Source organism: Mycobacterium sp. IDUB_17 (assembly GCF_055419465.1).
On sequence record NZ_JBVAXS010000004.1, the window covers coordinates 340,653 to 358,861 of the forward strand.

The 18,209-nt window shown below is 66.6% G+C and carries 20 protein-coding genes; 8 read left to right on the forward strand and 12 right to left on the reverse strand.

Annotation, left to right across the window (positions count from 1 at the left end):
* Positions 1 to 43: 43 nt before the first annotated feature.
* The 11 genes from ACZYZ7_RS19150 to ACZYZ7_RS19200 form a co-directional block, all read right to left on the reverse strand.
* Complete coding sequence (locus tag ACZYZ7_RS19150; RefSeq protein ID WP_450070288.1) at positions 44 to 682, reverse strand: SAM-dependent methyltransferase; 639 nt, start codon at positions 680 to 682, stop codon at positions 44 to 46.
* Positions 679 to 1,458 (reverse strand): PIG-L deacetylase family protein, encoded by a 780-nt coding sequence (locus ACZYZ7_RS19155; RefSeq protein WP_450070289.1) that lies wholly within the window; start codon positions 1,456 to 1,458, stop codon positions 679 to 681. The genes ACZYZ7_RS19150 and ACZYZ7_RS19155 overlap by 4 nt, the downstream gene beginning before the upstream one ends.
* Positions 1,455 to 2,408 (reverse strand): acyl-CoA dehydrogenase family protein, encoded by a 954-nt coding sequence (locus ACZYZ7_RS19160; RefSeq protein WP_450070290.1) that lies wholly within the window; start codon positions 2,406 to 2,408, stop codon positions 1,455 to 1,457. Before ACZYZ7_RS19160 ends, ACZYZ7_RS19155 begins: the two co-directional genes overlap by 4 nt.
* Positions 2,405 to 3,154 (reverse strand): glycosyltransferase family 2 protein, encoded by a 750-nt coding sequence (locus tag ACZYZ7_RS19165; protein WP_450070291.1) that lies wholly within the window; start codon positions 3,152 to 3,154, stop codon positions 2,405 to 2,407. Before ACZYZ7_RS19165 ends, ACZYZ7_RS19160 begins: the two co-directional genes overlap by 4 nt.
* Positions 3,155 to 3,208: 54 nt before the next feature.
* On the reverse strand, positions 3,209 to 3,727 hold the full coding sequence (locus ACZYZ7_RS19170) for a PH domain-containing protein (RefSeq protein WP_135453202.1): 519 nt from the start codon (positions 3,725 to 3,727) through the stop codon (positions 3,209 to 3,211).
* Positions 3,728 to 3,736: 9 nt separating this feature from the next.
* Positions 3,737 to 4,546: a biotin--[acetyl-CoA-carboxylase] ligase gene (locus ACZYZ7_RS19175; RefSeq protein WP_135453201.1), complete on the reverse strand. Its 810-nt coding sequence runs from the start codon at positions 4,544 to 4,546 to the stop codon at positions 3,737 to 3,739.
* Between the two features lie 31 nt (positions 4,547 to 4,577).
* Entirely contained in the window at positions 4,578 to 5,687 is a 1,110-nt protein-coding gene (locus ACZYZ7_RS19180) for a Rieske 2Fe-2S domain-containing protein (RefSeq protein WP_450070292.1), read from the reverse strand.
* Entirely contained in the window at positions 5,680 to 7,239 is a 1,560-nt protein-coding gene (locus tag ACZYZ7_RS19185) for an FAD-binding protein (RefSeq protein ID WP_450070293.1), read from the reverse strand. The genes ACZYZ7_RS19180 and ACZYZ7_RS19185 overlap by 8 nt, the downstream gene beginning before the upstream one ends.
* Positions 7,236 to 8,909 (reverse strand): steroid-22-oyl-CoA synthetase, encoded by a 1,674-nt coding sequence (gene casI, locus ACZYZ7_RS19190; RefSeq protein WP_450070294.1) that lies wholly within the window; start codon positions 8,907 to 8,909, stop codon positions 7,236 to 7,238. The genes ACZYZ7_RS19185 and casI overlap by 4 nt, the downstream gene beginning before the upstream one ends.
* Positions 8,902 to 9,465: a nuclear transport factor 2 family protein gene (locus ACZYZ7_RS19195; RefSeq protein ID WP_450070295.1), complete on the reverse strand. Its 564-nt coding sequence runs from the start codon at positions 9,463 to 9,465 to the stop codon at positions 8,902 to 8,904. Before ACZYZ7_RS19195 ends, casI begins: the two co-directional genes overlap by 8 nt.
* Positions 9,466 to 9,659: 194 nt before the next feature.
* Positions 9,660 to 10,802: a PucR family transcriptional regulator gene (locus tag ACZYZ7_RS19200; protein WP_450070296.1), complete on the reverse strand. Its 1,143-nt coding sequence runs from the start codon at positions 10,800 to 10,802 to the stop codon at positions 9,660 to 9,662.
* Between the two features lie 126 nt (positions 10,803 to 10,928).
* Between ACZYZ7_RS19200 and ACZYZ7_RS19205 the strand changes: the two genes are divergently transcribed.
* The 8 genes from ACZYZ7_RS19205 (at position 10,929) to ACZYZ7_RS19240 (ending at position 17,314) form a co-directional block, all read left to right on the forward strand.
* A complete protein-coding gene (locus ACZYZ7_RS19205) occupies positions 10,929 to 12,557 on the forward strand; it encodes an acyl-CoA carboxylase subunit beta (protein ID WP_135453195.1) in 1,629 nt (542 codons plus the stop codon).
* A complete protein-coding gene (locus ACZYZ7_RS19210; protein ID WP_450070297.1) occupies positions 12,554 to 12,832 on the forward strand; it encodes an acyl-CoA carboxylase subunit epsilon in 279 nt (92 codons plus the stop codon). Before ACZYZ7_RS19205 ends, ACZYZ7_RS19210 begins: the two co-directional genes overlap by 4 nt.
* Before the next feature lie 32 nt (positions 12,833 to 12,864).
* Positions 12,865 to 13,503 carry a Maf family protein gene (locus ACZYZ7_RS19215; protein WP_463741517.1) on the forward strand — a complete coding sequence of 213 codons (639 nt, stop codon included), beginning with the start codon at positions 12,865 to 12,867 and terminating at the stop codon, positions 13,501 to 13,503.
* 26 nt (positions 13,504 to 13,529) lie between these two features.
* On the forward strand, positions 13,530 to 14,105 hold the full coding sequence (locus tag ACZYZ7_RS19220; RefSeq protein ID WP_450070299.1) for a hypothetical protein: 576 nt from the start codon (positions 13,530 to 13,532) through the stop codon (positions 14,103 to 14,105).
* Positions 14,105 to 15,505 (forward strand): hypothetical protein, encoded by a 1,401-nt coding sequence (locus tag ACZYZ7_RS19225; protein ID WP_450070300.1) that lies wholly within the window; start codon positions 14,105 to 14,107, stop codon positions 15,503 to 15,505. The genes ACZYZ7_RS19220 and ACZYZ7_RS19225 overlap by 1 nt, the downstream gene beginning before the upstream one ends.
* 192 nt (positions 15,506 to 15,697) lie before the next feature.
* The gene (locus tag ACZYZ7_RS19230; protein WP_234927067.1) at positions 15,698 to 15,925 is read left to right on the forward strand and encodes a hypothetical protein; all 228 of its coding nucleotides are present in this window, start codon (positions 15,698 to 15,700) and stop codon (positions 15,923 to 15,925) included.
* Between the two features lie 76 nt (positions 15,926 to 16,001).
* The gene (locus ACZYZ7_RS19235) at positions 16,002 to 16,898 is read left to right on the forward strand and encodes a sulfurtransferase (RefSeq protein ID WP_135453190.1); all 897 of its coding nucleotides are present in this window, start codon (positions 16,002 to 16,004) and stop codon (positions 16,896 to 16,898) included.
* Complete coding sequence (locus ACZYZ7_RS19240) at positions 16,895 to 17,314, forward strand: SufE family protein (RefSeq protein ID WP_450070301.1); 420 nt, start codon at positions 16,895 to 16,897, stop codon at positions 17,312 to 17,314. Before ACZYZ7_RS19235 ends, ACZYZ7_RS19240 begins: the two co-directional genes overlap by 4 nt.
* A gap of 8 nt (positions 17,315 to 17,322) precedes the next feature.
* Here the strand turns inward: ACZYZ7_RS19240 and ACZYZ7_RS19245 are convergent, their stop codons facing one another.
* Positions 17,323 to 18,030 carry a DUF6199 family natural product biosynthesis protein gene (locus ACZYZ7_RS19245; protein ID WP_450070302.1) on the reverse strand — a complete coding sequence of 236 codons (708 nt, stop codon included), beginning with the start codon at positions 18,028 to 18,030 and terminating at the stop codon, positions 17,323 to 17,325.
* Positions 18,031 to 18,209: the final 179 nt, after the last annotated feature.

Below are 18,209 nucleotides of genomic sequence, written 5' to 3' on the forward strand. Positions count from 1 at the left end.
CGGCATACCCGAGTGCATTGGGGGACAGCCCTATCCGCCTTGGTCAACCGACGCCGGGCACACCGTCGCGTTCGGCAACGGATGCTGCGCTATGGGTATCGAAAACCTCGATGACGACATCGCGGTCGCGGTAGCTGGCGATCGAATTGAGTCCCGGCGTCGCCGCGATGACCCTGTTGGCCTGATCACCGGTGAGCGGATAGTCGGCCACCTCGTGACGCCAGTGTGCCGCTATCACGGTCGCACCACGGGCCAACTGCGGACACTCGCGGCGGAGCAGCCCGGCCAGCGACTCCTCCTCCAGGTAGTACGCCACCTCCGAGAGCACCAACAGGTCGAAAGATCCTGGCGGCCAACGATCGTCGAGCGAGCCTCGCGACAGGGTGACACGATCCCGCAGCCCGTCCCGGCCGCCATCGGCACGTAGTCGCGCGTCGGCGATGTCCAGGGCGGCTCCAGCCACGTCCATCGCGGTGACGTGATCGCAGCGCTCGGCGAGCAACGCCGTGAGAGTGCCGATCGAGCAACCCGGCTCGAAGGCATGCCGATAGCGCCGCTGCGGCAGCATCGCCAGCGTGATCGCGTACTTGCGTTGCTCATACCAGCGGGTGGCCAGTCGCCACGGGTCCGCCGAGGTCGCGTACATGCGGTCGAAGTACGAATCGGGCAGGCGCTCCGTCATCGGAACACCATCTCCCCGACCGCGAGCAGCCGAGGCAGCACGAACGGCGGCAGCACCGGGCCCGCGCCCGGTGCCTGCGGGAGGAACTGGCTTCGAAAGCATTGCGCCGCAGCTTGTTTACGCCCCACGGCGGAGGCCGTCAACGGCACCATGAGTGCCCGATCCCACGGCACTGCGGAGTCACCGGGCGTGGCCCAGTGCCACATCCAGACCGGGTACTCCAACAGAACCGCCGCGGTGCGGTGCACGGCCGTGGCAGCAGCCCGTCCAACCGCCTCGTGATCGGGGTGCCCGTCACCGCGCCACGTCGTTGCACACCAGGTGCCCGGCGGGCACGCCTCGAGTATCCCGGTCAGCAGATCGGCAAGTGAGTCTTGGTGGCCGGTGAGTTCACCGTCGGGCAATGCGAGGTTGACCGGCTCCCCCACCCCGAGAATCCTTGCGGCCTTTCTCAACTCGGTGCTTCTGGTGCGCTCCAGCCGGATACGGTCGAATGGGCTGAGATCCTCATCGGCGGCCCCGCCGTCACTGACGGACACCACCCGTACATCGATACCCCGCTCCGCCAGCAGCGCCATCGTCGCCCCGAAGCCAAGGGTCTCGTCGTCGGGATGCGGTGCGACCACCACCAGGGCAGGGCATGTCGCGAGGTCCAGCTCCCTGAAGGAGCGGTCCCAGGTCGTCCAGGCGTGACCCGGGGTGCCACCACAGCTCAGCGGCCGTGACCCGAACCTCGCGGCATTGCCGCACTGTTCAGCGGGCTCTGCGGCTGTCATCGGCGCGCCCCCGCCAGCTTCCCGAGCGCGGCGAGGTCACGCTCAGCGTGGCTCTGCCGCACATAGATCGTCAGATCCGCGACGCGACGTGCGTGCTGGGCATCCTGGCACAGCGGCGCGGGCCCGAGTGCGCGGCCAGTGCGGGTAATCGCCTCATCCACAGCGGTTTCAGCGACAGCGCGGGTTCGCCGGGCCAGTAACTGAGCGGACCCGGACCGGTCGAAAGGGTCAGCATCGGTCGCCTCGGCCGCCGCGACCAGCATCGCTTCGGCCGCAGCGATCGCGGCGTCGACAGCCCCGAGGTGGGCCAGCACGTGGGTATCAGCAGCTCCGCGGGCGACGCGTTCGTATAGGGGCGCGGCGACCGCGCGGGCAGCACCGACCCAACACGCCGCGACACCGATTGCACCGTGCCAGAAGCCGGGGCGATCCAGATAGTCGCCGGGATCACCGACGGGCATCGCACGCGCGTCGCTGAATTGGACCGAGCGGGTGTCGCTGGCCGCCATGCCGGGATTCCTCCAGGTGCTGGGCAACGGACGCACCCCTTCGCTGCTCGTCGTCACCGCGTACAGCGCGCGTCGGCCGTCGTCGCGGCGGGCCGTCACCAACGCGTGTGTACAGAGGCCCGCCCCCGAGCACCACGCTTTGGTGCCCGACAGCTTCACCGTGTCTGTTTCACCGTCTCCGGCGATGTGCGCATTGAGCACCGCGTCCGGATCTTCGGCAGCCCACACCGCCCACAGCTCGCCTGCCGCAGGCGGTTTCGCACCCAGCTCGTCGAGGATCGCGACGGCATCGACGTGAGCCTCCGCGAGTCGTCCGGCGACGACGTCGATCTCCGTCAGCTCCGCAAGCCGTTGCCAACGCCGCTCCGTCGCACCGGAACCCGGCAGCGGCAGGTCCAAACGGCCTGACTCCAGCCAGCTCCGAACCAAACCGGCCGTCATGCGGAACCCCTTTCGGCCGAACGAAATACCGACCGCGACACATCACGGAGGTAACCGGCGAAGCCGCCTGGCGCCCGGCCGTTTCGGCGCGCTGACGTGGTCACCGACAGGGTCGAGTCCCGTTCTATCCGGTAGCCGGCGGTCTCGAACCTTTCGACCAATTCGACGTCCTCGCCGGTGGCCAGAGGCCGGAAGCCCCCGAGTGCCCAGTATGCGTCGGCACGAAAACCCATATTCGCGCCATGGATGTGGCTGTGCCACTTGGTGCCCCGCGCTCTCGACTCGTAGGAATGCACGTAGCGCCGGACCAACTCCGCGGGGTGATGCCGCCAGTCCGCCACCCGCACGACGCCCAGCACCATGGCGGCCGCCGACGCGGTCTGACGCAGCAGCCAGTCGGGGTCCACCTGGCTGTCCGCGTCGGTAGTGGCGTACCAGGCGCGGGAGTCTTCGACGTGGTTGCACAGCGCATGTGCATAGGCGAAACCGGCGGCCCGGCTCGCGCCGACGTTGCCCGCCTCCACGCTGACGAAGTGGAGGTCGTGACCGAACTCGCCCGCCAGCTCGGTGCTCCCGTCGTCACAGGAATCGAGGACGACGACGGTCAGCACCGGCATCGGGCAACAGGCCGCGGCGGTGATCACCGCACGCAGGCAGCGGGGCAGAAGCGCGGCTTCGTTGTGGGCCGGAATGACGACGATTGCCTGATCGAAAGCGGTCGCCAATTGGTTCACCCGTGCGGTCATGGCTGATAGGTAGCCATTTTCGCCGGATTTCACACCCGGCCACGCGAAGGCGCGTCAGCTCGGTGACTCTTCGGACCCCAGGGTGTCGAAGACTTCGTGATACAGCAGTGAATGCACCTGTTCCACGCGCGGAATGTCGTGGAATTCCAGGGGATCCTGCGACGCCGATTCGATAATCAGGGTGCCGGTGCGCAACATCCGGTCGGTCAGCCCATGGCGGAACTCGACGCTGTTGATCCGTGCGAGCGGGATGTCGATGCCCGAGCGGGTCAGTAGGCCGTGCCGGAACATCACCCGCCGGTCGGTGATGACGAAGTGCGTGGTCAACCAGTTCAGGAACGGCCAGACCGTCAGCCAGCCGACCACGATGAGCCAGATCGCGCCGATCACGATGAACAGTACGTTCTTGGCCGTTGCCTGCCAGTCCATGGTGTTGACAACGGCGGCGACGAACGCAGCTGCCGCGGTGATCAGGATCAGGACGAGTACCGCACCGATCAGACGTTTCCAGTGCGGATGCCGATGCAGCACCACCTGCTCGTCGTTGGCCAGCACATTTTCCGGGTAGCCCACGGCAGCACTCTACGGCTCGTCGGGGCGCAGGTGCGTGATGTCGCCTGCCGACACCGTGACCCGTTCGGTCCCGGTGTCGATGATCAGCCGCCCGAGCTCGTCGACGTCGACGGCCGTGCCCACCAACGTGTTGTCCCCCGGCAGGATCGCGCGGACCCTACTGCCGATGGTGACACTGCGTGCGCGGTAATCGGCGGCCAGCTTCGGATCGGAATTGCGCCAGCCGGCGAATCGGGCGGCCAGATGCCGGAGCAACGCCTGAGCCAGCGGGTTGCGGTCCACTGTGCCCGCGCCGAGCTGCGACAGTGAGGTGGCACGCGGGTCCGGGGCCTCGTCCGAGGTCATGGTCACGTTCAGGCCGAGCCCGACGACGACGACCGGCGCCGGCGATGCCACCTCTGCGAGGATGCCGGCCAGCTTTCCCCCACCGGGGCCGACCAGGACGTCGTTCGGCCATTTCAGGCCGACGCGCACGCCCGTGACCTCGGCAACGGCGTCGACGACGGCGACACCGGTGGCCAGAGGCAGCCATCCCCAGATATCCGCGGGTGCCCCTGACGCGTCGACCCCGACCGACAACGCCAACTGCGACCGCGGCGGCGCCGACCACTGCCTGCCATGCCTGCCGCGCCCGGCGTTCTGGTACTCGGCCAACAACACCGCGCCGGCGATCTGTTCACCGGCGGCCGCGCGTGCCAGGAGGTCGGCGTTGGTGGATCCGGTTTCGTCGACGATGTCGAGTCGGTGCCAGGGCGCGCCCAACGATCCCCGCAAGGCGGCGACATCGAGCGGTGGGCGGTTCGGCTGACGATCATCCATGGGCCGTCAGCTTATTCGCATCGGTGACGGGCTACCGCTTGGCCATATTCTCGGCAACCTCCTGATGCCAGAGTTCATTGGCGTGTGTGGTGTCGACCTCTTGCTCGAAGCGATCGGTCATGTCGGGCGTGACATCGGCGACGTCGACGTAGAACTGCTCATACCACCGGCGATGGTGGTACACCGGACCGTCCTCCTCGGTCAGCAACGGATTGTCGATCCGGGCCTTGTGCTTCCAGATCTCGACGTCCTCCATGAAGCCGTCGCCGAAGGTCCGGCTCATCGTGGCTGCGAGCTTCTCGGCCTTGTCCGCCGACAGCGCGGGATTCTGCTGGACCGCGACACCCCACTGCAGCACGAAAGAGTTGTGCGTGACCGGGTAGTGGCAGTTGATCAGGGCGATCTCGACGGTGAAGTCCGGGGCAAGATCGTTGTGCAGCCAGTTGATCATGTACGCCGGGCCGAAATACGTTGCCTCCGAACGCAGGTAGGTGCCGTCCCAGAGTTCCCTGGTGGCGTAGTCCGGACGCGGCTTGGACTCCATGAACTGGCTCGCGGTGTGGCCCTCGATGACGTTCTTGAAGTACGTCGGGTAGGCGTGGTGGATGTAGAAGAAGTGGGCCATGTCGACGTTGTTGTCGACGATCTCGCGGCAGTGCGACCCCTCGATCAGGATCGAATTCCATTGCCACGGCGACCAGATGCCGTCCTCGTAGCCCTCGATCGTGGGCGGGATCAGCTCAGCGGACCCGGTCGAGCCTTCCGGGTCGTGCCAGACCAGCAGCTGACCGTTGACCTCACGGGTGTCCCATTTGCGGGTGCGCGCCAGCCGCGGGGTGCGCTTCGCGTAGGGCACTAGCTTGCACTTTCCGTCGCCGCCCCAGCGCCAGTCGTGGAACGGGCAGGCCAGGTTGTCGTCCTTGACCGATCCCATGGACAGGTCGCCGCCCATGTGCCGGCAGTAGGAATCGAGCACGTGCAGTTCGCCGGCGGAGTCGGCATAGACGACGAGCTTGGTGCCGAAGGCTTCGATGCCGTGCGGCTGCCCGTCACGGAACGTTTCAGCGAGCCCGACGCAGTGCCAGCCGCGGGCGAACCGCGTCATCTCCGCGCCGGCATCGATTTCCCGGATGTCACTCATGAGAGCCTCCCACGTCCCTGCCTAGCATGTCTTTGACCGCAAGGTGGCTGAACAGCATGCTGGTTCCGATCGGATTTCCGCCGCCCGGATAGGCCGTGCCGCTGGGGGCGGCCATGGTGTTGCCCGCGGCATACAGACCGGCGATGACCTGACCGTCGGTGTCGAGTACCCGGGCCGCGGTGTCGGTACGCAACCCGCCTTTGGTGCCGAGATCGGAGATGCCGAACGCGGCGGCGTGGAAGGGCCCCTTCTCGATCGCGACCAACGGTGACGCGCCGCCGGAGAAGGCCCGGTCGTACGCCTCGTCGCCGCGGCCGAAATCCTCGTCCGATCCGGCGGCGACGAAGGTGTTGAAGCGCGCCACGGTGGCGGCCAGGTTCTCGGCGGGGACGCCGATCTCGGCGGCCAGCTCCTCGAGGGTGTCGGCGGTGTGCCACAACCCGGCCTCGACGTAGCGCTGGGTGTCGACCATCGAGACATTCGTGGCCTTCACCGGGGGAACCTCGCCTTCCCGGTCGTCGTAGATCATCCAGTACGGCAACGTCATCGAACCGTCGGCCAGTCGCGGCAGGATCGCGCGGCCGATGCGGTCGTAGGCCGCCGACTCGTTGACGAAGCGCTGTCCGTTCTGGTCGACGAAGATGCCGCCGGTGAACCAGAGCGCGAACGCCGAGCGTCCGTCGGGATGCGTCAGGCCCGGCGACCACCAGGCCTGCTCCATCAGGTCGACGTCGGCGCCGACGGCCATCGCGGCCCGATGCGCGTGGCCCACATTCGCCGGCGGTCCCATGGTGTCGCGGGCGACACCCGGTACACCGTGTTCACGGCGCAGTTCGTCGTTGCCTTCGAAGCCGCCGGCGGCGAGCAGCACGCCGCGGCGGGCCCGGATGGCCTGTCGCTCACCGTCGGTTTCGACGATCGCGCCGGTCACGGTCCCATCCTCGACGACCAACTCCACCAGCGGGGCATTGAGTCGAAGCGAGGCATTCGGGTACTGCTCAATGGCTTTCAGGAACCGGGCGATCAGGGCCCGGCCGCCGATGAAGTAGTCATCGGGCTGCTCGGCGCCGAGGCGGTCGGCGTCGAGCGGGCCGCGCACCAGCTCGCGCAGGTGCGGGGCCTTCTCCACCTTGAGGGGCCGGGCCGCGATGTGGCGTTGACCGTCGGTCCTGGCCTTGGGCGCCTTGCCGAAATAGTCGGGCCACGGCATCGGCGCGAACTTCAGATTGTCATCGGCCTCGAGGTATTCGATCAGTCCGGCGCCGCCGCGGACATAGGTGTCCTGCAGCTCCCGCGGGGTCCGGTCGCCGACGACGGCGTGGTAGTACTCGAGCGCGTCCTCGATGGTGTCGTCGGTGCCGGCCCGCTTGAGCACCGGGTTGCACGGGAACCACACCCCGCCGCCACCGGAATACGCTGTGGTGCCGCCGAATTTATCGCTGGCCTCAACCAGGATCACCGACAGTCCTTCGCGCGCTGCGGTGTAGGCGCCGGCCACGCCGCCACCGCCGGACCCGGCGATCAGGACGTCACACTCGTCGGCCCATTTCATAGGTAACGCTGCCTCCCGTACTGCGCGAACTCTGCGTCCAGCGACTGTTTGTCATCGTCGCCCATGGCCTGATATCGGGGCATTCCGCGTCCCGCCCACCGGTACACCACCTCGTCGGTGTGCCAGCGCTCCTGCTGCAGTTCACGTTTGAGCACCTTGTTGGACCCGGTGACCGGCAGGTTCTTCGACACCCGCAGGAACCGCGGAATTCCCTTGGTTCCCAGGTCATCCTGGTCGGCCAGGTAGGAAACGAATGTCGAGGCGTCGAAGTCGTCGGGGTCGGCCACCTCGATCGCGGCCATCACCTGATCGCCCGAACGCGGATCGGGCACCGCGTATACACCGGCTGCCACCACCTCCGGGTGGCGGCGCAGGACCCGCTCGATGTTGAGCGCCGAGGTGTTCTCACCGTCCACCCGGATCCAGTCGCCGCGCCTGCCGGCGAAGTAGATGAACCCGTCTTCGTCGAGGTAGCCGAGATCCCCTGTCCAGTACCAGCCGTTGCGGATGCGTTCGGCGTTGGCCTCGTCGTTCTTGTAGTAGCCCTCGAACGTGCGGGTGCCGAACTTGTCGACGATCTCCCCTACGGCGTCGTCGGGGTTGAGGACGCGGCCGTGCTCGTCGACAACCGCTGGGACACAGTCTTTGAGCGATTCGGGGTCGACGATCGCCACCCCTTGATGCGCGGGCCGGCCGAGCGCGCCGGCAGGCATGTCGGGGGCGAGTACCACTGCCCCGCCACCTTCGCTCGATCCGTAGCCCTCGAACAGTTCGGCACCGAAGCGACGACGGAACTCGTTCTGGTCATCGGGCGATGCCTCGGTGCCGAAACCGCGGACCAACGGGTTCTCGGCATCGTCGGATTGTTCGGCGGTGGCCATCAGGTAGCCGAGCGCCTTGCCCACGTAGGTGAAGAACGTCGCGCCGAAATACCGCACGTCCGGTAGGAATCCGGAGGCCGAGAACGCGGGCGTGAGGCACACCGTCGCGCCGACCGACAGCGCCGGCGCCCACAGCGCCATGATGGCGTTGCCGTGGAACAGCGGCATGCAGCAGTACTCCACGTCGTCGCGCACGTGGCCGAACTTCTCCGCGGCCGCGTAGGCGATCCGGGCCAACCGGCCCTGGCTGCAGATGACGGCCTTGGAGGCACCCGTCGTCCCCGAGGTGAACAGCAGCAGCATCTGCGAGTCCTCGCCGACGCCCGGTGCCAACGCCGGGGTGACCCGAAGCGCGTCGACCGCCTCGCGGTACCCGGGAGAGTCGACCACGAGGAACCGATCGGGTTCCAGGCCGAGGTCCAGGCCACGCAGTCGCTCGGCACCTGCGGTATCGGTGACAATCAATTGGCAATCGGCATGGCGGATTTCGGCCGCCATCTCAGCGGCGCCACGGGTCGGGTTGATCCCCACGATGGTCGCGCCGACGAGTGCGGCACCGCCCAACCAGAACAGGAAGTCCGGCACGTTGTCCAGCAGGACGCCGATGTGAAAGGGGCCTTCAATTGGGCATGAGCCGCGGAGCTCCGTCGCGTACGCCCCGCGCGCGGCGGACTCCGCGACCACTTCGTCCCAGGTCCAGTCGCGGTCGCGGGTGCGCAGGCCGAGATGCTGATCGCCGACCCGGTCGAGCAGCATCTGGCCGATCGAGTCACGCACTGGGTCAGGCATGAGCTTCGGCGGCGGCGCGCTTCTGGTCGATGTACTTCTGCGGCAAGTCTTCCTGGCTCAGCCTGGTCACGCTGACCGGGCCGGTCTGGTAGGCGTCCTCACCGACGATCAGGCCGTCGGCGTCGATCGGCCAGTTGATCAGCTGACGGAACAGCAGCAGGTAGTCGCCGTCCGGATCGTCCACCTCGACGCCGATCGCCTGGGCGGCCGCGCCCGGATAGATCATCTTCATCCAGCCTTCGGTCATCACCAGATCATCGTCGACGGCAAGGCGATCGATCTCGAAAACGAGGTGGTTGGCGCCGCTGGCCACGAATGCCTCGTAATAGGCGCGGACCCCCTCAGTGGTCTTGGGGCCCATATCGGCATTGGCGTACCAGAAGTGGTAGTCCGGATTGGGGCTCAGAGTCGCCATGAGCCGTTCCATATCGGGCTCGGCCTCGGCCTTCATGTGCTCGAGAACGACGCTGAGCACCTGACGGTGCCGCTCGTTGGTGGTGACGGCGAGACGTTCTTCCACGGGGACCCAGGTCTTGGTCGGATCGATGATGGCCATATCGGCCTCCTTGCTTGTTTGGGCTGCATCGCAATCTTGGCCAATGCCGTGATGCCCGTCACCCGCCATACGTCGGCCGATTTCGCCAATTCATCCGACAGTTGTCGGTCGGGTGCGGGCACCGGACGCCGAGACTGAACTGAGGGACAAAAAAGGGCCCACATCTGTCCCTGGCTTCAGTTTCGATGCGGCCACTAGAGCAGGTCCGCATCGGCCAGTTCCGCCGACGAGATCGCGATCCGCCGGACCATGAGGACCAGGGTGCCCAGAAAGCGGTCGACGGGATCCTCGAAATCCCACCCCATCGCGGCCTGCACCCGCGCCAGCCGGGCCGCGACCGTGCTGTGGTGCACGTGCATTTCGGCGGCCGTCCGCCGCAGCGAGCCGTAGACGAAGAACGCCTCGGTGGTCTGCACATCGAGATCCCCGGCAGGCGTTGACGCAATCTCGTTGATACGGGCCACATCTCGATTACGTCGCACCCGGTCGATAGGGAGGTCGGCCAGCAGCTCCAGCGAGCTCAGCCGCTCATAGGCCACCACGCGCCTGCCGAATCCGGTCGACGACGCGAACCGCAGTGCGCGTACGGCCTCGTGCCATGAGGTCGAGGCACTGAATGCGCTGCCCACCGATCCGATTCCGATCCAAGGGCCCGACGCCGTGCCGATGTTCACCACGGCCGGAAACTGTTCGACGATGAGGCGCTCCAGACGATCCGAGAGCTCCCTCATGTCGAACGATCCCTGGCACACGATGGCCGTCGCATTGCCGATCACCGCCGACCGCACCGTCGGCGCGGCCAGTTCACCGGTAATGAGGCGCACCGTCTCCCGCGGCGAATGCCCCGATGCCGCCAGCACGCACGTCGGCCTGGTCTCGTCGAGCCCCAACAACCGGATCGCCCGGGCACGGTCCTCGCGATGTTCCTTGGCCGACAGCACGACCTCGAGCAGCGCGGGATCACCCAGATGCGGAGTCCCGCTCACCCCGGTCCGCACCGCGACCCGGCCCACCAGTCGTCGCAGCCGGTCGAGCAGCACCTCGTCCAACGGGTGCCCGGATCCGTCGCGTTCCACCCAGACGACCGTCTCGTGCTGATCCGATGCCCCCGCGGCCCCGTCTTCGATCGGATCGAGGTGTCCGGACGCGTCATAACGGACGACGGTGCCGCCCGGCCAACGGACACCCACGGGGCACCCGGCGATCAGTGCGGCAAACCGTATGGCCGCGTCGGCATTGGCCTCTTGCTCCTCCAGCGCGTCGAACTGCGCGACGAGCCGCAGCACCGATGCGGGATCGGTGCCCAGTTCGGACAGCACAAGCGGCCCGGTGGTCATGGTCGAGAGCGTAGGCCCACGGCCCGCTGCGGCGGCAGGCCACAGCACACAACGCCCACCGCAGTGACGCGCGCCACGTCCACCTCTCTTAGACCAGTCTTAGGGTTACCGATAACATCGTGACTCATGACGAGCGTTACCGAGCCGTCCGCCGAGCACCAGGTGGACATCCACACCACTGCAGGCAAGCTGGCCGATCTGAAGAGGCGGGCCGAGGAGACGCTGCATCCCGTCGGCGAAGCTGCCGTGGACAAGGTGCACGCCAAGGGCAAGCTGACCGCCCGCGAGCGCATTCTTGCCCTGCTCGATGAGGGGTCGTTCGTCGAACTCGACGCGCTCGCCAAGCATCGCAGCACCAACTTCGGCCTGGAGAGCAACCGGCCGCTGGGCGACGGCGTGATCACCGGCTACGGCACCATCGACGGCCGCGACGTCTGCATCTTCAGCCAGGACGCCACCGTGTTCGGCGGCAGCCTCGGTGAGGTCTACGGCGAGAAGATCGTCAAGGTCCAGGAGCTGGCCATCAAGACCGGCCGTCCGCTGATCGGCATCAACGACGGCGCCGGCGCCCGCATCCAGGAGGGTGTGGTCTCCCTCGGCCTGTACAGCCGGATCTTCCACAACAACATCAAGGCCTCGGGTGTCATCCCGCAGATCTCGCTGATCATGGGCGCCGCGGCCGGTGGCCACGTGTACTCCCCCGCGCTGACCGACTTCATCGTCATGGTCGACCAGACCAGTCAGATGTTCATCACCGGGCCTGACGTCATCAAGACGGTCACCGGCGAGGACGTCACCATGGAGGAGCTGGGCGGCGCCCACACCCACATGGCCAAGTCCGGCACCGCGCACTACGTCGCCTCCGGCGAGCAGGACGCCTTCGAGTACGTCCGCGATCTCCTGAGCTTCCTGCCCCCGAACAACTACGCCGAGCCGCCGCATTACCCGGTGGCCGCGGCGCAGGGCTCGATCGAGGAGACCCTGACCGACGAGGACATCGAGCTCGACACGCTGATCCCGGATTCCCCGAATCAGCCGTACGACATGCACGAGGTCATCACCCGCCTCCTCGATGACGATGAGTTCCTCGAGGTGCAGGCCGGGTATGCCGGCAACATCCTGATCGGTTTCGGCCGGGTCGACGGCCGCCCGGTGGGCATCGTGGCCAACCAGCCGACCCAGTTCGCCGGCTGCCTCGACATCAACGCCTCGGAGAAGGCCGCCCGGTTCATCCGGACCTGCGATTGCTTCAACATCCCGATCGTCCTGCTGGTCGACGTTCCCGGCTTCCTGCCCGGCACCGACCAGGAGTACAACGGCATCATCCGGCGCGGCGCCAAGCTGCTCTACGCCTACGGTGAGGCCACGGTCGCCAAGGTCACCGTCATCACCCGCAAGTCCTACGGCGGCGCGTACTGCGTGATGGGTTCCAAGGACATGGGCGCCGATGTCGTGGTGGCCTGGCCGACGGCTCAGATCGCCGTGATGGGCGCCTCGGGCGCGGTGGGCTTCGTGTACCGCTCCGAACTGCGGGACGCAGCCAAGAACGGCGAGGATGTCGACGCGCTGCGCCTGGAGCTGCAGCAGACCTACGAGGACACTCTGGTCAACCCCTACATCGCCGCTGAGCGTGGATACGTCGACGCGGTCATCCCCCCGTCGCACACCCGTGGCTACGTGGCCAACGCCCTGCGGCTGCTGGAGCGCAAGATCATCCAGATGCCGCCGAAGAAGCACGGGAACATCCCACTGTGAGCGGGGCGAGCGAGGGAACCGTGGCGGACCAGGCCGACGTCGCCGCCGACGAGGTCAAGGCGGACCACCAGGCACACATCAAGGTGCTGCGCGGTCAGCCCACCGACGAGGAGATGGCCGCGCTGATGGCCATCCTCGGCACCGCCGGTGGCGGCGTCGAAGGCCCCGTGGTGCGCGACCGCAACCTGTGGGGGCATCCGGTGGACAAGCTGCGCTACGCGATCTTCAGCTGGCAGCGCATCACGCTGTGGGAGCGCACCCACATGCGGCGCTGATGAGCGCTCGCGCGAAGAAGAGACAGCACTGAATGACCCGGGTCGTTCTGGGTTCGGCATCGACGGGCCGGCTTGGCGTTCTACGCCAGGCCGGCCTCGATCCGTTGGTGGTGGTGTCCGGTGTCGACGAGGACGCCGTCCTCGCGTCGTTGGCCGACGCCCCACCCGAGCAGGTGGTGAGCGCACTGGCCGCCGCCAAGGCCGACGAGGTGTTCACCCATCTGCCCCAGGCGATCGCCGGAGACTGTGTCGTCATCGGCTGCGACTCGATGCTGCTTCTCGACGGGCAGCTGTGCGGCAAGCCAAAAGACGTCGATACCGCACGGCGGCAATGGCAGGCGATGTCGGGCCGGACTGCTCAGCTACATTCGGGCCACGCGGTGCTTGTCGTGCGTGACGGAGCCGTCACCCATCGCATCGCCGATACCGGTATCACCGCAGTGCATTTCGGCTCACCGACCGACGCCGACCTGGACGCGTATCTCGAAAGCGGCGAACCGCTCGGTGTCGCAGGCGGTTTCACGATCGACGGGCTGGGTGGCTGGTTCATCGACGGCATCGACGGCGATCCGTCCAATGTGATCGGCCTGAGCCTGCCACTGCTGCGCCGGATGCTTGCCGCGGCCGGGGTGTCGATCGCCGATCTGTGGAAAAGTTCTGCGCAAGACTGATCGTTCGCCCACTTACGATGGCAGTCGTGCCAGCTTGGGTGGGGACCGCGCGACGTGGGCTGGTCTCTGTGATCGCCGCTGCGGTGATGACAATCGGCATTCCCGCGGCCCACGCGTATCCCCCCGGGTTTCCTGACCTCGACAAGTTCGTGGCAGTCGATGCCGGGCCGTTCACGCACAGCTATGACTACGGCCGGGGCGGCAAGGGCAGCACCGTGTCGTTCGGCACTCCCGATGGGGTGTACTGCAATTGGCAGCAGTCGAACGATGTCGTCAAGCACCCGGAAATCAACTGCATCGGCAATGTCCCCGGTGTTCCTTCTCATGTCGTCGACCGCGACGAACCAGGATGCACCGAAGTGCGATTCCAGGGCGACTGGGTAGGTGGGGCCGACACGTACGGATTTCTCCACAGCTATGCGAGCAGTGGCAGTTGCCCGAAAGCGGATGTCGCCCGGCCATCCACCGTGCTCAAGCCAGGCCAGAAACTGACCTCGTCGAACATCACGTGTGCGGTCGCAGAGGGCAATGTGACCGCATGTATCGATCCGGTCGTCAACCGTGGGTTCATGTTGACCCCGGCGGGAAGCTGGACGTTCTGATGTCCCGGCGGCGCGGGTTGTGGCTGGTCGTCGGCACGTTCGTGGCCGTGGTGGTCGTGGCCATTGCGGCCGGCCTCGCCGTACCGAAAATCCGGGGACACACCGACTCGATCATCACCACCCCTCCCACGAAAACCAATGATGTACCGAAGGTTTCGCGGGCTGCGCCCGCGGACGAGCCGGGTCAACTCGTGGCCTTCGGGCTCGATCGCGCGCTGGTTCCCGGATGGCAGGTCACCGCCGGATCACTGGGCCTGCCCGCAGACACCTCGATCGGTGGCCGCCCATTCGCCACCCGTGGGCATTTCGCGTACTTCCTCGCGGACTGCGCCGAGAACTGCACTGCCAAAACCTGGCTGTTCGGGATCGATACCCACTCGGGCGAAGCGCTTTTCGCGCCAGTGGAATTGCCAGATTTTCCCGGCAGCAGGTTCGGGACCTGCATGCGCAACGGTCCGGCGAGGGCCCTGTGCCTGCCGTACGGACAAGGCCGTGACGGCAAGACCGGAGTGACAGTGGTCGATCTTGACCGGGGTGCGGTCAGCTTCACCGGCGATGCCGAATTCGATGGTGGCTTCGACGGTGTGGTGGCGACGGCCGCCGTGGGCGGACACCCCATCTGGCTTGCCGCGAGCGCTCCCGGCGAGGGACTGCGTGGCATCGGGGAGCACGCCGAGTTGACGTGGTTCGTGCCAGGCGATGGAGCGGAACCCAACAAGCCGCAATCGAGCGGCACCTCGGCGACAGTGGCGGTACAGCTGGCGAGTACGAAAGACCCGGCATACCGCGTGTTCTCGGTGTCCGACGGTCACGAACTCACCCCGACGCCACCTCCCGGCACCGCACTCAAGCGCGCGGTTACCTACCCGGCCGGCTTTGCCTACCAATTCGAGAGCGGTCCGACGGCCGGGGTGCTGTTCTACGACAACACCGGCCGATTGCTGGCCCGTCGAGAACTCACGGGTTACGGCGTCTACGCCATCGATTCCGTGCTGATCGCGATGGACCGGGACGTCTTTCGGGTTTTCCAGCCGGACGGAGGAGAAGTCGCGACGATCCCGGTCACGCGCAACACTCCATCGTCGTTCCGCAACGTGGGTTCGCAGCTGTACGTACCGATCTCGGACAAGCCGAATGACCATCGCTGGCAGCGTTGGGATCTGGCCACCGGGGCGAGCGGTCAGACCTGCGGTGTGGACCTCGCAGACTACGTCGCAGGCAAGGCATCGGTCGTCCTGACAACCACGGACAGCCCCAACGGGATCAGTCTCGTAGCCACCGATATGGCCACCTGTCGGGTCCTGTGGCGGCAGCCCGTCGACTACAACGGGGTTTTCCAGGTCGGTGACGCTCTGGTCGGGTACCGCTTCGATCAGCTCACCGGCCTGCGAGCACCGTAGAAGCACCCGAAAAGTTCATTCTCACAACGTCTTCCAGAGCGCCGATTCTGATCACCTCCGGCCGGCCGACTCGATGTCGGCACGACCGTGGTGAATTCCACCGGCGCACAGTGACCAAATTGCAACCTTCTCCGAGGCGGCACGCCGCGCCGACGTCCCGAATAGTCTCAACTACGGGTTGACACTGGGCCGATGCCAGTCGAAGAAACAATGTGGGATGTTCGCGTAGCACGCGACTTCGAGACATGCGATCTGGAGCGGCTGCGCGCCGCATTCGCCGACATCATCTCCAAGCGCCTGTCGCCGGGTAAGCGACTGCTGCGTGTGGTGACCTGGTCTCAGAACGGCGGCTCGCTGTTCCGCGCCAACAATGGCGCCCGCCGCTTCGCCGTGGCCTACGAGGTGGCATTCACCGCCTAGGTGTCGATCAGCACCGACCGTCGACCCGTCGACAGTGCCACGGCGCCAATATCCGGACCGACGGTACGCTCTTGGTGTGCCGCTGCCTGCTGATCCCAGCCCCACCCTTGCCGAGTACGCCCATCCGGAGCGCCTGGTCACTGCCGATTGGCTGGCCAGCAATCTGGGTCGGCCCGGTTTGGCCATCGTCGAGTCCGACGAGGATGTCCTTCTCTACGACACCGGCCACATCCCGGGCGCGGTCAAGATCGACTGGCATCTCGACCTCAATGACCCCAATGTGCGCGACTACATCAACGGTGAGCAGTTCGCCGAGCTGATGGACCGCAAGGGCATCAGCCGCGACGACACCGTCGTCATCTACGGCGACAAGAGCAACTGGTGGGCGGCCTACGCACTGTGGGTGTTCACCCTGTTCGGCCACCCTGACGTGCGCCTTCTCGACGGCGGGCGCGACCTGTGGGTTTCCCACGGTCGTGACACCACCCTTGAGGTGCCCACCCGGCAGTCCAGCGGCTACCCGGTGGTGGAGCGCAACGACGCCCCGATCCGCGCCTACCGGAACGACGTGCTCGACATCCTCGGGAAGCAGCCGTTGATCGACGTCCGCTCACCCCAGGAATACACGGGCGAACGCACCCACATGCCCGACTACCCGGAGGAGGGCGCGCTTCGCGGCGGGCACATCCCCACCGCGAAGTCGATCCCGTGGGCCAAGGCAGCCAAGGACAGCGGTCAGTTCCGCACCCGCGCCGAACTCGAGGAGCTCTACAGCTTCCTCAACCCTGACGACGAGACGGTGGTGTACTGCCGGATCGGTGAGCGCTCCAGCCACACCTGGTTCGTGCTGACCCACCTGCTCGGGCTGCCCGGTGTGCGCAACTACGACGGCTCATGGACCGAATGGGGCAACGCGGTTCGGGTCCCCGTGGCCGTCGGCCCGGATCCAGGTGACGCCCCGAGCGCCTCATGAGTTCGATGCCGGACTCCCTGGCGGAGGTTGTCTCCGACTTCCAGGAGGTGACCGGCCAGGACAAGTTGCAGCTGTTGTTGGAGTTCGCCAACGAGTTGCCACCCTTGCCGACTCACCTCGAGGAAGCGGCCATGGAGCCGGTTCCGGAGTGTCAGTCCCCGCTGTTTCTGGACGTCGACGCGTCCGACCGGGAGAAGGTTCGGCTTTACTTCAGCGCTCCCCCGGAGGCCCCCACAACACGCGGGTTCGCGGCGATCCTGGCCACCGGCCTGGACGGCCAGTCCGCCGATGACATCCTGGCGGTGCCCGACGACTTCTACACCGCGCTGGGCCTGGCCGCGCTGATCAGCCCGCTGCGCCTGCGCGGAATGTCGGCGATGCTGACGCGGATCAAGCGGCGGCTGCGCGCGGCCTGAGCGCGCGCTCAGGGGTCTGTCCGGAGTTCCTCGGAGAGTTTGGGGACGACGTTGCCCGGCGCCGCCGGCCGGATCTCGGTTCCGTTCCGATCGACGATGGCCGAGTCGGTGACGACCGGCAGTGCCACCGAGCTGTCGACGAACCGTGACGTTTCGTGGACCTTACGACCCGCGCCCGGACGGCAGCGGTCGGACTTCGCGAGGTCGCCGAGTTCTTTGGGCGCCCAGATCAATTCGGGGTTCACGACCGGTGGCGCGTCCCACGCCGGACTCGGCCCCGCCGAGGTGTAGCACGAGTAACCGTTCATGTGGCTTATCGCCTCACGCACCGATTCGCCAGGCGCCAGGTAATACACCGTGATCGTCGCGCCGCGCTCCCGCTGCTCGGCGAAATAGCCGATCACCGGCAACAACCCGCGCTTCTCGGGCGACGGAGCCACGAACTCGATTTCAGCGGCGCGCCGCTGCTCCTTCGCTTCGCGGCGGTTCTGCCGCTGGAAGTGACTGTGAATGGTCGACGCACCCAGAAACAGCGCCAGAAGGATCACGAAAACCCCGCCCGCCCGGGTCATCCCGTAGGCAGTGTCGCTCGGTTCGTTCGCCTCCGGATCCTTGAACTTCCACGATTGGGTGACCCACCAGATGCGCTTCGGTGAGGTCGCCATGGCCCCGCCCACCAACACGCCCACGACAATGACCAATATCCCCGTACCCACGGGCCAACGGTAATAGCGTCGGACTGTCCGGCCAGACGGGAATTTCGCACGTCAGCAGGATCGATGTGCCCGCGGACGAATTTCAGCCAGAACCTACTCATCGGTAACCGATACCGGATTGGGAAGCCTCAAGGTGCGGCGCATAAACTGCCCGCGATAGATTCTTAAAGACGTTTCTT